Origin of the sequence: Arcticibacter tournemirensis (assembly GCF_006716645.1) — a bacterium.
Lineage (GTDB): Bacteria > Bacteroidota > Bacteroidia > Sphingobacteriales > Sphingobacteriaceae > Arcticibacter > Arcticibacter tournemirensis.
In genome coordinates this window covers 3,559,987-3,573,078 of record NZ_VFPL01000001.1, presented here as the reverse complement: position 1 = coordinate 3,573,078, position 13,092 = coordinate 3,559,987, and the positions used below count along the sequence as shown (strand labels likewise).

Sequence of the window (13,092 nt, the reverse complement as noted above, 5' to 3'; positions counted from 1 at the left end):
GAACAGTCGCTGTACTAGCCCCCTAAAAGACTGGACTAAATTTTAAAAACAATTTAGAACGATTAAATTAGGGAATCATGAAAAGAGAAAGAAGGGCGTTCACCCCTGAAGACAGGCTTTCTATCATTCAAGAAGGCGAACGAGAGGGAATCACATCCACTTGCCGTAAGTATAATTTAGCACCCTCACTGTATGCCAGATGGAAGAAGAAGTATCAGAGTAAAGGCATGGAAGGTTTGAAGCCAGCCTATCACCGGGTGGATCCGGAGGTAAGAGCTCTGGAAGAGGAGAATGAGCGGTTAAAACGGATCATTGCCAGACAGGCCCTGGAGATAGAAGTAAAATCTGAGCTTTTAAAAAAAACTCCCATTCAAACCAAGACAAGAAGATGATCGTCTCTCAGTTCAATCATATGGTTCCTTCCAGCACGCTTTTATCCTGGATGGGTATGCCTGGCAGTGTGTATTATTATAAAAACAGAAACGGTAAGCGGGGTGCAAAGCCCAGTACCCATACTTTTAAACTAGATGGCTCCAGGGTGGAAAACCAGGTAGTAGTTGAAGAAATAAAAGACATTTTATCGCAGGAATTCTGTTGTTACGGTTATGAAAATGTCACCCAGGAGTTGCGTAAACAGGAATATTATATCAATGAGAAAAAGGTCTACCGGTTAATGGATGAACAGAACCTCTTATTAGGCAAAGTGATCCGGACAAGCGGAAAACGCAAGTTCGTTCAGCACCGTAAGATTCAGGCCTCTTATCCAATGGAATATCTTTGCTTGGATATTAAATACATCTATGTGCATGCCGATAAACGAAATTATTACCTGTTAACCATTCTGGATGTATTTTCCCGAAAAACGGTTGATCAGATCTTTCAGAAAAGCATCCGGCAGTTGGATGTAATTAACGCTTTCAGAAGAATCAGGCAGCAATACGGTATCAAAGGAGTTACTATCAGAAATGATAATGGATCCCAGTTTATCGCTAACAGCGTGAAGCAATACTTAAGAGCTGCCGAAGCTAATCAGGAGTTTACTCACATTGCTACACCAGAAGAAAACTCTTATATCGAGGCTTTCCACAGCATTGTTCAGCGGGAAGTGGTAGACCGGTTTGAGTTCGACAGCTTTTATCACGCAAAGCACACACTTGCAGCGCACCGCTCCTGGTACGATAACAGAAGAAATCACCGAAACATTGGTATGACCCCGTTACAGAAGTGGGAACAGAATATTCATATAACCGAAAAGAAAAGGGCAGAAAGAACGGAACTACAAGATATCAATAAAATGGCCTCCGAATTATCCCCAGATATAAACAAATATTACACAACTAATTCATTATTATTGTCCAACTTATAAGGGGTCGGTACATCGCCATGATGTTCTGTCAAATGAAGAATAATACCATTGAGTGAGATTTGCATATAAATTGGCGTATTGTCCGGTTTGTCTTCCCAGTCAATTTTAAAACCCAGCCAGTCTATATAAAATTCAACTGCCTTGTCATAGTCGAACATTCGGAATATAGGTGTTATTGTAGCCATGATTGATTTTTAAAATGATTGCCCTAGTATAATGATTAGTTAAAATTAATTAATGAAGCCCACTATATCGGGTTGAATGGAAATAAAATGAAATCTTATTAAAGTATTTGCTTAAATAATGAAATAATATTTATACCTTTGTCTTAATGGAAAATCAAAATACATGTATACGAGTCCTGGCAGACGCCAATCAGATAAAAGAGTGTAAAGAACTTTTAAGTACTAACCAAATCGTATTTACAGGATTAAGCAACATTCTGGCACTTGCGGGAAATGAAGCCAGGCTTAAAATTCTTTTCCTTTTGGAGGAAGAAGGCGAGCTATGTCCTTGCGACCTGGCTGATATTCTTAGCATGAGCATTCCGGCCATTTCACAACATCTACGAAAAATGAAAGATGGTAGAATTATTAAAGCCCGTAAGGTAGCTCAAACGATATTCTACTCTATTGAGCCTAAGCATCTGAAATTATTAAAGCCCCTATTTTCACATATAACAGAGTCAAGCAAAAAAGCAGAACAGATATGAAAACAGAGAAATCAGGATTAGTGGGAGCTGGATTGTTAACAGCTGTAGCAGCATCGCTTTGTTGTATTACCCCAATTTTAGCCCTTGTTACGGGAGTTTCCGGTGTAGCTTCTACCTTCTCGTGGATGGAGCCCTTCAGACCGGTATTAATTGCCCTTACCCTGGCCGTGCTTGCTTTTGCTTGGTACCGGAAATTGAAGCCTAAACCAGTGAACGCCGTAGATTGTGCCTGTGAGGATGAAAAAAAACCTTCCTTTTTACAGTCTAAAAAGTTTCTTGGTATTGTTACGCTCTTTGCGGTGGCCATGCTTGCTTTTCCCAATTATGGGCATGTTTTTTATTCTTCAAAGGAGATTAGCAAGGTGAACACTTCGATTAATATAGCCCATAAGAATTTTCAGCAAGTAAGTTTCAAAGTAAGGGGTATGACCTGCCAAAGTTGTGGAGAGCATATCGAGCATAGTGTTAATCAGCTGCCCGGGATAAATCAGGTAAACGCTGATTTTAAAGAAGGTACTGCCGCTGTCCAATTTGACCCTGCTAAGACCAACAAAGAGCAGCTGGTACAGGCAATTAATTCAACAGGGTATAAGGTACAAGCTGAAATTAAATAATTCTAAAAACGAAAAGTGATGATAAGTAAAGCAATTTTAATAACGGTTGTTTCCGGACTATTCTTTGCCACCTCTCAAATGTGCGGTTGTGGTTCATGTGAAGCAAAGGCATCAGAGACCCATGCCAATGTTCGTAAAACAGAAGTATTACGGTTAAAGCTAACAGGTATAACTTGCGCAGGCTGCGCAAGTCACGTATCCAAAGCTTTAAAAAGTCAATCGGGTGTACTCGAACAAACGGTGGAGTACCCGGGAGATATAGCTGTAGTAAAGTATGATCCGGAAAAAACGAGCCCGGAGCAAATTATAAAGTCGATAAAAAAGGCAGGTTATAAAGCTGTGACAGTTAAATAAATCATCTGGAACTCCGGTTATGGAAAATAGAAAGATAGAAGTCGATATCACAGGTATGACCTGCAAGCATTGTGCTGTAAGTATCGAGAGCCTTTTGAAGAATAAGGAAGGAATAACGGTTGCCTCGGTAAACCACGAGTCCGGAAAAGGAGAAATTACCTTTAATGGGCAAATGACAACCGATGAAGACATTATCAGTACGATTAACAGTACGAAAAAGTATCAGGCCCGTGGTACAAGCTCGGTTCTTAATGCTCCTGCAGAACCTACCTTTTATGACCTGATCCTTATAGGAGGTGGTTCATCTGCTTTTTCGGCTGCAATTACAGCCCATGAGCTTGGTTTATCAATTTTAATGGTAAACGCAGGATTGCCATTTGGTGGAACCTGTGTAAATGTGGGTTGCGTACCGTCTAAAATCCTTATCCGGGCAGGAGAAACGGCTTATCATGCTTCTCATTCCAACTTTGATGGAATAAATCCCTACGGAGCAAGCATTGATTTCGCTAAAGTCATCCGGGAGAAAACGGAAATGGTATCCCGGCTGCAGCAGAAAAAATATATGGATATCGTCAAAGACTTTGATAATTTCCGGATGGTTGAAGGATGGGCAGAATTCCTGGACACCAAAACCATTGTTGTAAATGGAGAGACGAAATATTCAGCACTGAAATTTATCATTGCTACCGGCGCCACTACCAATATACCCAATATTGAAGGATTGCAGGAAGTAGGTTATTTGACGAATGTATCCTTGTTTGAGCTGGAGGAAAAGCCTGAAAGTATAACCATAATGGGCGCAGGATATATAGGTCTTGAAATTGCAATGGCTTATTCCCGCTTGGGTGTAAAGGTTCGAATTATTGAGTTTACAGACAGAGTACTTCGGTCGCAAGCTCCCGATATCAGCCAGGAACTTCAAAAGCAAATGCAGGGGGAGGGCATTGCTGTTTTACCAAATGTTCGGGCACAAAAATTTGAAAAAAAGGATTCTTCAATATTGATTCATTGCAAAGATCCGGATGGAAAAGAGATTACCCTGGTTGAACCTGGTCACCTTGTAATAGCAACCGGTACCCGCCCGAATACAAGCAAGTTAGGTTTAGATAAAATTGGTTTAGAAACTACTAAGAATGGACATATCGTAGTTAATGCGATGATGGAAACCAACGTTTCCGGCATTTATGCAGTAGGTGACGTAATTAATACGCCTGCGTATGTCTATACTGCCGCAACCGAGGGCAAGATGGCTGTAGAGAATGCTTTTAAAGGAGCAGGAAGTAAAGCTGATTATTCTTCCTTACCCTGGGTAGTATTTACCGACCCACAAGTAGCAGGTGTTGGCCTTGATGAAGTGGAAGCAGCGGCACTTGGTTTGCCTTTCGAAGTAAGCAAGATGCCCTTAACGGAGGTTCCAAGAAGTCAGGCTGCAAAAGATACCCGTGGTTTTATAAAACTTATAAGAGATACCCAAACAGACAAACTGATCGGGGCCAGGGTCGTAGCTCCCGAAGGTGGAGAGCTGATCATGGAGCTCACCTTAGCCGTCAAATACGGAATAACTGTGAATGAACTGGCAAAAACCTTTCACCCTTATTTAACCCTTAGCGAGGGAATCAAACTTGCAGCTATCGCCTTTGGGAAAGATATTGCAACCCTTAGTTGCTGTGCCAGCTAAGTATTATTTGCAGACCACCCCCAACAGCCACTAAACTTGCCTTATGGATATGCTACCTAAAGACTTAACACGAGATGTTAAAAATAGACTGAACACCATTAAAGGGCAGGTGGAAGGCATTGTCAAAATGCTAGACGAGGATAAAGACCCCCAGCAAATCTTAAATCAATTTAAAGCAGTTACAAAAGCCCTTGAAACAGCCCAAACTCTTCTTGTTGATGAAGCTTTTCGAAAATCATTGGCCGCTAAAATTTCTGAAGTGATACAGGCCTGCCCGGGTAACTGCGGTCAGGAGCAAACGATAGAATCTTTGAGACTACAGTTTCCAACACTAGCTGAAGAGGAATTAACCCAAAAAATGAAGGAAATTCAATCTGCTTACGATCTGATGAATATCTTCAAAAAAGATTTGGAGACCTCCCCCGGTACCACCCGACCTTTGATCTAGATATTTTAAGGTATTATGAAAAGAAAGATAGAAGTATTTACAGCAGGTTGCCCGGTTTGCAAGCCGGTAGTAGAATTAGTTCAGTCGATGGCTTGTAGTAATTGCGAGGTAGAAGTTTATGATTTATCTAAGCAGACAGACCCGGAATTTTATACAGATAAGTTAAAGCAATATAAGGTAACCGTGCTTCCAACCGTTATTGTAAATGGACAGAAGGTAGATATCGCTGAAGGCGGTATTACCAGGGAGCAATTAAGCCAGGCAGGAGTAGGACAATTAATATAAATATATATGAAAAGGAAAGTTTTAGGATTAGTAACTGCTGTAATGTTTTTTACAGGAGGGTCGATGTATGCTTTTAATCCCTTACAGGATAAATGCCCGGACAAAGGAACAGCTAAGTGTAAACTGGTAAAGAACTGCCCGGATAAGGGTACTTCGAAGTGTAAGCTTGCAGATCAGAAGAAAGTAACTCTTCCTTCTTGCTGTCAAAAATCCCAAGAGACAGCTTCGCTGAAAAAAGCTTCTTCAAAGCTTTAATCAGGAAACAAAATTCATTCAAGATATAGCCCGAAAAAAAACTTTTTTCGGGCTTTTTTCATCATCAGTTGATGAGAGTAAAACGGTCGTTAAAGTATACCTATAAACGGAAATCAGAAATTTTCGATAAACGCCACTGAAAGGCAAAATTTAAAAGAATCGGCTTTTCTTGATAAGTATAAAATATTAGTATATTTAATTAATATACTAATAAGACGTTTTATTAAACTTATGATGATTGGCTATGCCCGGGTTTCGACCCAAGACCAGAATCTAGACCTCCAGATTGATGCTCTCAAAAAAGCGGGATGCGAAAAAATTTATCAGGAGCAGTTAAGCGCTTCACTGGAGGAACGACCCAAATTATCAGAAATGGTTTCTAACTTAAGAAAGGGGGACACCATTGTCGTATGGAAACTTGACCGTCTGGCCAGATCCCTAAAACACTTGCTTACGTTGGTATCGGATTTCAAAACAGCAGGCATTGGATTTCTTAGCCTTCAAGACCAGATTAATACCACTACAGCCCAAGGCCGTTTGATTTTTAATATGTTCGCTTCGCTTTCTGAATTTGAACGGGAAATAATCAAAGAACGGACGCTCGCCGGGTTGGCGGCAGCACGGAGCCGTGGGAGGGTCGGAGGCAGAAAGAAAGGCCTGACCAAAGAGGCAAAGGTAAAAGCTGCTGCAGTAAAGCACCTGTATCTCGATGAAAAAAAATCTATCAATGAAATTTGTGAGGCAGTAAGCATCAGCAGGGCGACCGTCTATCATTATCTTGATTATTTAAACGTAGACCGGGCCGTCAGAAAGCCCAAGGCAAAACAAGAATAGTTAATAACTGATCCTATGGCCGGCCAGTTCCTTACACATACAGAAAGAGAACGCTATGAGTACGTGCCTTCTTCCATTTCTCCGGAAGATCTGAACCGGTACTTTTATTTATCAGATAGCGATATTGCATTAATTAAGGAACAGCGAGGAAATGAACAAAGGCTGGGCTTTGCATGTCAGCTTTGCCTGATCAGGTTTATGGGTTTCCTTACCGATGAGTGGGAAACGAGTATGCCCAAACTTGTTCTTGAACGTTTGTCTGAACAACTACAGGCTCTTCCGTCCGACCTGAAAAACTATAGCACTAGAAGGAATACCCGTGCGGATCACTTGCAGTCTATACTAAAACACCTCCATTTTTCAAGATTTGCGCCCATGGATGCCGTTCAGCTTGAGGCCTGGCTTCTGGAACGTTCGCTGGAACATGATAAACCGACCCTGCTTTTGGATCTAGCTTGTGAAAAACTTATCCAAAACCGGATATTGAGGCCCGCAATTGGAACCCTTGAAAGAATGGTGGTCTCCGTGCGTGGCCAGGCATATACAGAAACTTACACGAGGCTATCCGTAATTTTAAATCCTGAACTAAAAATACGGTTAGATGCTTTGCTCATGATCGAAGAAGGAAGTTCTTTCACCTGTTTTGGCTGGCTAAAAGAGCCTCCCAATTCCAATACCCCTTCTACGTTGAACAATGTATTGACGAAATATCAGTACCTTATTAATATAGGTGTAGCAGATTGGGATCTAACCGTACTAAACCCTAACCGTAAAAAGTTCCTTTCCCAAAAAGCCCGCAGGTCTACCAATCAGGAAATCCAGCGGATGAACCCTGAAAAGAGGTATCCAATTCTAATTGCATTTCTTGCCCAGAACCTCATCGACGTTACAGATTCGGTTTTAGATATGTTTGAAGCCTATCTCGACGACGTGCTCCATAAATGCAGAAGGTCACTTGAAATCTATCAACAAGAGACCGTAAACGCCAAAGATAATGCGATGGCTACCCTAAGCTTTGTGGCAACCATGGTTGCCGACGAAAAAATCCCTCCGGAACAAATCAGGACAAAGGTATTTAGCAATATCTCAAAAGTCGAGCTTGACGAAGCGATCTCCGTTACCCAGGAAATCTTAAAACCTGCCAGGAGCAATTTCCTCTCCTTCCTAGACAACCACTTTAACCGGCTTAGACAGTTCAGCGGAAACTTCCTTAAAACGCTGGCCTTTTTTTCTGGAATCCGGGACGATAATTTCTTGTACGCAATCGAGATTGTACTTGGCCTTCAAAACGGTTCCCGTAAGAAAATACCAGATGACGCCCCCTTAGATTTCATAACCCCCACCTGGGCAAAGTATGTTTTTGACGATAAGGGGGAAGTAATCAAACAATCATACGAATGGTGCGTGCTTTTTAAGCTAAAAGACAAACTCAACTCCGGTGACGTTTTTGTTTCCAATTCCCGCAGGTATGCTGATCTTGATGGGTACCTGATCCCCAAAGAACAGTGGAAAATCAAAAAAGAGGAGCTCTGCGGCCAGCTGTATATTTCCCCGGATGCCTTGACTCATATTAACGGTAAAATCAAAGAACTCGAAGATTTGCTGCCTTTGGTAAATGACCTGTTGGTCGGAACCGATGAAGTCCGGCTTGAAGACGGCATACTTGTAGTCCCCCGGTTGCAGGCACAGGAACTTCCGGATTCCGTATATGAGCTTGAAAACGCTATTTCTTCCCGTTTGCCACTGGTAGACCTTCCAGAGATTTTAATGGAAGTCAATTCATGGACAAATTTTACTAATCACCTTACTTCGATACATGATGGAAAGTGTCCGGAGATTGGTCAGATACACCGTGTTTATGCCTCGCTTTTAAGCAATGCCTGTAACATACCTTGGGTGGATATGGCCCGGAGTGCCAACATCGAATACTATGATCTGTTGTGGTCGATCCGAAGTTATCAAAGAGAAGACACGCTAAAACTTGCCAATAATCATTTAGTAAACTATCACCACAAACAATGGCTTTCTAATCTTTGGGGAGGCGGTACCATTTCTTCTTCCGATGGACAGCGTTTCCCCGTAAGCGGTAAAATAAGAAATGCAAAAGCCCAACTGAAATATTTTGGGTATGGCAAGGGGGTCACGTTTTATACGCACACCGCAGACCAATATTCCCAGTTCGGAAGTAAAGTTATCGCCTCGACTGAAAGAGATGCCATGTACGTATTGGATGAAATCCTAAATAATGAAACTGAACTTAATATTTTGGAACATACTACAGATACATCCGGTTATACAGACCTGGTATTTGGGTTGTTCGATTTATTGGGAATGCAGTTTTCACCGAGGCTAAGGGATATTAAAGATCAAAAACTTTCTAAGATCAAAGGCAAGGATTTCGAATATCCCTCCTTGAAATTTACCGGTGTGGTGAATCCGGATTATATCGCAGGCAGATGGGACGATTTGTTAAGGTTGGCGGGTTCCATGAAATCGGGATATGTTACCTCTTCGTTGTTTATAGGCAAGCTCCAGTCGTACCCAAGGCAAAATAATTTAACATATGTCTTGCAAGAATACGGCAGGCTTATTAAAACCATTTTCATACTGAAATACCTGTTAAGCCAGACTTTGAGGCGAAAGATCAATACGCAACTGAATAAAGGTGAAGCTCTGCATTCCCTACGAAACTTCCTCTGGTTTGGAGGGGACGGCAAAATCAGGAAGAAACAAGAAGAACAACAGCAAGAGCAGGCGTTATGCCTAAATGTAGCCACCAATAGTGTTATACTTTGGAATACAATTTACATGCAGGAGGTCTTGAATGAATTGCAGAAAGAAGGATTTAATGTAAACCAAAATGATATCGTTCATTTGTCCCCCGCAAGGTTTTCGCATATCAACAGGCTCGGAAAATATTTCTTCGATTTTGATGAAAATGGCTTGAATGGGAACTTGAGGCAATTAAGGGTAAATGCTTAGCGATACATTTCGTCCAAATACTATTGGAACCCCGGTTATAGATTATCAGATCTTCCCCCTTTTTGTGTGATTTACCCCCCCCGGGCGGATGCAACCGCGTGCCTAAATTTGATTTCTAATTTCAAATTATAAACATTAATAACCATATGATGAAAGTTTTACTACATGTTATCGTCCCGCCGGGTTTGGCCGGACTGTTTTGCTTAGAGTCGTTATTATGCGTTCGAAAACCTAAAACTAGTTAAGATGAAATGCTCGTTAGAAATTGTCTGTACCTATGTAGGGCGGTTGATTCCCGCAGTAAGGATTCGCCTCTTATTATTGTTTCTCTGCTGCTTGGTTTCTATATCCGCGTTGGCTCAAACAGTACTAATGACCGGTCGGGTTTTGTCTTCAGATGACAGTGCTCTAGTTAGCGCTACTGTCCAGGTAAAGAATACCAGTATCATAACCCAAACCAATGAAACGGGCCGGTTTTCTATCCGCGGACCACAGAATGCCGTCCTTGTGGTACGTTTTATGGGATTTGCCACTAAGGAGGTTTCAATGGGGACACGGACTAATATTACGGTAAAACTTGAGCCTCTGCCGTTCGGTTTAGCAGACGTGGTGGTGGTTGGCTATGGCCAGCAAAGAAAGCCTACCGTTACCGGGGCAGTGGGTGTGATCACCAGTAAAGAACTTACCCAAACACCAGTAGCAAACATCTCCAATATGCTGATAGGCCGAACGTCGGGTATCAGCGGTGTGCAGAATGGAGGAGAGCCCGGACAGAATGCAACCACTATTCGTATACGGGGCATAGCGACATTGAATGGTGCCGATCCGCTAATCGTAATAGACGGAATTCAGCAACCTGCCGAACAACCCTACATTGTGCTGAACGCAATGGACGCGAATGAAGTTGAGAGTATAAGCATCCTGAAAGATGCGTCCGCTACTGCAGTGTACGGGATAAGGGGGGCCAACGGCGTGGTCATCATAACTACGAAAAGAGGCATGGCAAGCCGCCCCCAGTTCAGTTTTTCTGTTAATGAAGGTTTTACCAAAGCCAACTCCATTTTTGAAACGGTAAATTCTTATGATTTTGCTGTACTCCGGAATGAAGCTATTCGAAATGCGCAGTCATCCGGTAATCGTTCTTTCGATGCATTGTACTTCTCAGACGCCGAGCTTTGGAAGTTTCAGAACAACCGCGACTATACACCGGAGGAAGTGGGAGCCATGCTTATTACTAATGAACAAAAACAGGCACTACTTAACAGCCCTGCTCTTTATTACACAGATAATGACTATTATAAGGAACAATTCGGAGGGACTGGAAGACAGCGCCAGTATAATCTGAACGTTTCGGGAGGATCGGCCCGGGTAAAGTATTTTACTTCTCTTGGTATATTTAATCAGAACGGTATTTTGTCCAATACAGAATATGGCGGTGCAAATACGAATCCTGAGTATACCCGATACAACTTCCGATCTAATTTCGATATAGACATCATTAAAAATTTCAAATTAAGCTTCAACCTGGGTGGCCAGTCGTCAGTTAACAAGATCATCGGTACAAGTTCTTCACCTAATTTCGGGGATCGATACCAGGCCATTATACAAAGCATCCTCGAGAATAGTCCCTTTGTGGGTCCGGGTATCGTAGACGGACGCCTGATAACAGGTTATATAGGAGAAGCCGGATCATTTACCAATCCGCTCGGGAATAAAAGCGGTAGCGGAGCTTCGCCGCTTGCTGCCTTGCTAACCGGTGGCAGCCGTCGTGTCAATACTACAACATTAAGTAGTGTGCTTACTCTAAGGCACACTATGAGTTATCTCACGCCGGGCCTGGAATCGCATGTCAGGCTGGCTTATGATGACAGTTATGTTAAAGGCTTTACTCAAACCAACAGTATTCCGACTTACAGTGCAATGAGAGATCCCTCCGATCCCGCACGTATTATATATGTTGGAGGTATCGTTAATCCAACTACGGCAGCTGACAATCAACAGAATTCTACGTGGCGTAAACTGTATGTTGAGGCGGCGGTAAATTATTCCCGTCGCTTTGGTGATCATAATGTAAGCGCCCTTATACTGGGCAATGCACAGCGATATACAGCCAATGGTCAGGCCTTTAATACCCCCTCGGGACTTATGGGTTTGGTAGCCCGAACTTCTTATGATTTTAAAGAACGATATCTTATAGAATTCAGCTCTGGGATAAATGGGACGGAGAACTTTGCAAAGGGGAAGCGGTTCGGCTATTTTCCAGCTATATCCGGTGGATGGATAATATCCAATGAACCGTTTTTTAGAAAGAACGATGTATTATCCTTCGTCAAGATACGTGGTTCTTATGGCGAGGTGGGTAACGATCAGATAGGGGGAAGGCGTTATTTATTTCTTCCTAACACATGGGGCAGTGCCGGGGGATATAACTTCGGTAACAGCAACGGGACGAGTGTGAATCCAGGAGTCGGAGGAGCAATTGAAGGCGCTCTGGGAAATCCGGAGGTTACATGGGAGAGGGCCAGGAAAACCAATGTTTCTGTTGACCTTAATTTCCTTGGAGACAGATTAACGCTCGTCGGCTCCTGGTTCCAGGAAAAAAGGAATAATATCCTGGTAACATCGGGTGTGATACCGGGCACATTTGGTGTAAACCAAAGTAACACAGCTCCGTTGAACCTGGGCAAGGTGAGTAACAAGGGTTTTGAAGCGGAAGGCGGATGGAACGACAAGATAGGTGCCTGGGGTTATTCCATAAGAGGAAACTTTTCGTTTGCAAAAAACAAGATCGATTATCGTGCCGAGGCACCCTTTCCTTATGAATGGATGAACGAGACTGGTTATGCTATCGGCCAATACAAGGGTTTGCTTACCGATGGGTTCTACAATACACAGGAAGAGCTGAACAACCGTCCTTTCAATAGTTTTGGCAACCAGGCAAGGCTCGGAGACCTGAAGTTCAGAGATGTTACTGGTGATGGAACCATTAACGAACAGGATCTTGTACCTGTAGGTTATTCCAACCTGCCGCAGATAAATTATAATCTTAACGTGGGGTTCTCTTATAAAGGGTTTGACATCTCAGCTCTGTTCATAGGCACGGCCAGAGGTTCTTTCCCGCAGTACGATTATATCATGAGCACACCTTTTGCCCAGAACCGTGGTGCGGTACTGCAATATATGTTTGACGGACGCTGGACGCCTGAGAAAGTTGCCAATGGGGAGCCAATCAGCTACCCTGCGATATCGATGTCGGGCGGCCAGTCGAATAACGTCAGGTTAAGTGATTTCTGGTTAAAGAAAAACGATTTCCAGCGGCTGAAAAACCTGGAACTGGGTTACTCGTTCCAGCAGGTGAAATTCCTGCGAAGCGCGGGCATCAAAGCTCTGCGTGTATACGCTAACGGAAATAATCTGGTGACCTGGGGATCTGACCTGATAGACGGCATCGACCCGGAGCAGGCCGATACGGGCAAGAACAGATCGGGTTATCTTTTTCCGCTTACCAGAACCTATAATTTTGGTGTTAATGTCCAGTTCTAACAAATGCTAACAACGAGCATC

The 13,092-nt window shown here is 42.8% G+C and carries 13 protein-coding genes; 12 read left to right on the top strand and 1 reads right to left on the bottom strand.

The features are described from left to right. The first annotated feature begins 77 nt into the window (after nucleotides 1–77). Together BDE36_RS15010 and BDE36_RS15005 are read left to right on the top strand one after the other, a co-directional pair. On the top strand, nucleotides 78–392 hold the full coding sequence (locus tag BDE36_RS15010) for a transposase (RefSeq protein WP_141815524.1): 315 nt from the start codon (nucleotides 78–80) through the stop codon (nucleotides 390–392). After that, nucleotides 389–1,366, top strand: coding sequence for a DDE-type integrase/transposase/recombinase (locus BDE36_RS15005; protein ID WP_211360926.1), 978 nt, complete (start codon nucleotides 389–391; stop codon nucleotides 1,364–1,366). The genes BDE36_RS15010 and BDE36_RS15005 overlap by 4 nt, the downstream gene beginning before the upstream one ends. Here the strand turns inward: BDE36_RS15005 and BDE36_RS15000 are convergent. Next, nucleotides 1,330–1,551, bottom strand: a complete 222-nt coding sequence (locus BDE36_RS15000; protein ID WP_141815523.1) for a glyoxalase superfamily protein — start codon at nucleotides 1,549–1,551, stop codon at nucleotides 1,330–1,332. The two genes, BDE36_RS15005 and BDE36_RS15000, sit on opposite strands and share 37 nt — an antisense overlap. Nucleotides 1,552–1,697: 146 nt before the next feature. On the opposite strand from BDE36_RS15000, the gene BDE36_RS14995 reads away from it, so the two are divergent. The 10 genes from BDE36_RS14995 (at nucleotide 1,698) to BDE36_RS14950 (ending at nucleotide 13,071) form a co-directional block, all read left to right on the top strand. Continuing rightward, nucleotides 1,698–2,078: an ArsR/SmtB family transcription factor gene (locus BDE36_RS14995; RefSeq protein ID WP_141815522.1), complete on the top strand. Its 381-nt coding sequence runs from the start codon at nucleotides 1,698–1,700 to the stop codon at nucleotides 2,076–2,078. Continuing rightward, complete coding sequence (merTP, locus tag BDE36_RS14990; protein WP_141815521.1) at nucleotides 2,075–2,692, top strand: mercuric transport protein MerTP; 618 nt, start codon at nucleotides 2,075–2,077, stop codon at nucleotides 2,690–2,692. Before BDE36_RS14995 ends, merTP begins: the two co-directional genes overlap by 4 nt. An 18-nt stretch (nucleotides 2,693–2,710) precedes the next feature. After that, nucleotides 2,711–3,046, top strand: a complete 336-nt coding sequence (locus tag BDE36_RS14985; protein WP_141815520.1) for a heavy-metal-associated domain-containing protein — start codon at nucleotides 2,711–2,713, stop codon at nucleotides 3,044–3,046. Between the two features lie 19 nt (nucleotides 3,047–3,065). Further along, entirely contained in the window at nucleotides 3,066–4,724 is a 1,659-nt protein-coding gene (gene merA, locus BDE36_RS14980; RefSeq protein WP_141815519.1) for a mercury(II) reductase, read from the top strand. Between the two features lie 43 nt (nucleotides 4,725–4,767). Beyond that, nucleotides 4,768–5,172: a metal-sensitive transcriptional regulator gene (locus BDE36_RS14975; RefSeq protein WP_211360925.1), complete on the top strand. Its 405-nt coding sequence runs from the start codon at nucleotides 4,768–4,770 to the stop codon at nucleotides 5,170–5,172. A gap of 15 nt (nucleotides 5,173–5,187) precedes the next feature. Then, entirely contained in the window at nucleotides 5,188–5,457 is a 270-nt protein-coding gene (locus BDE36_RS14970) for a thioredoxin family protein (RefSeq protein WP_141815518.1), read from the top strand. Between the two features lie 6 nt (nucleotides 5,458–5,463). Next, nucleotides 5,464–5,712 (top strand): hypothetical protein, encoded by a 249-nt coding sequence (locus BDE36_RS14965; RefSeq protein ID WP_141815517.1) that lies wholly within the window; start codon nucleotides 5,464–5,466, stop codon nucleotides 5,710–5,712. Nucleotides 5,713–5,943: 231 nt separating this feature from the next. Beyond that, nucleotides 5,944–6,546, top strand: coding sequence for a recombinase family protein (locus tag BDE36_RS14960; RefSeq protein ID WP_141815516.1), 603 nt, complete (start codon nucleotides 5,944–5,946; stop codon nucleotides 6,544–6,546). 15 nt (nucleotides 6,547–6,561) lie between these two features. Continuing rightward, nucleotides 6,562–9,528: a Tn3 family transposase gene (locus BDE36_RS14955; RefSeq protein ID WP_141815515.1), complete on the top strand. Its 2,967-nt coding sequence runs from the start codon at nucleotides 6,562–6,564 to the stop codon at nucleotides 9,526–9,528. Nucleotides 9,529–9,900: 372 nt separating this feature from the next. Next, nucleotides 9,901–13,071, top strand: a complete 3,171-nt coding sequence (locus BDE36_RS14950) for a SusC/RagA family TonB-linked outer membrane protein (RefSeq protein ID WP_202618211.1) — start codon at nucleotides 9,901–9,903, stop codon at nucleotides 13,069–13,071. Nucleotides 13,072–13,092: the final 21 nt, after the last annotated feature.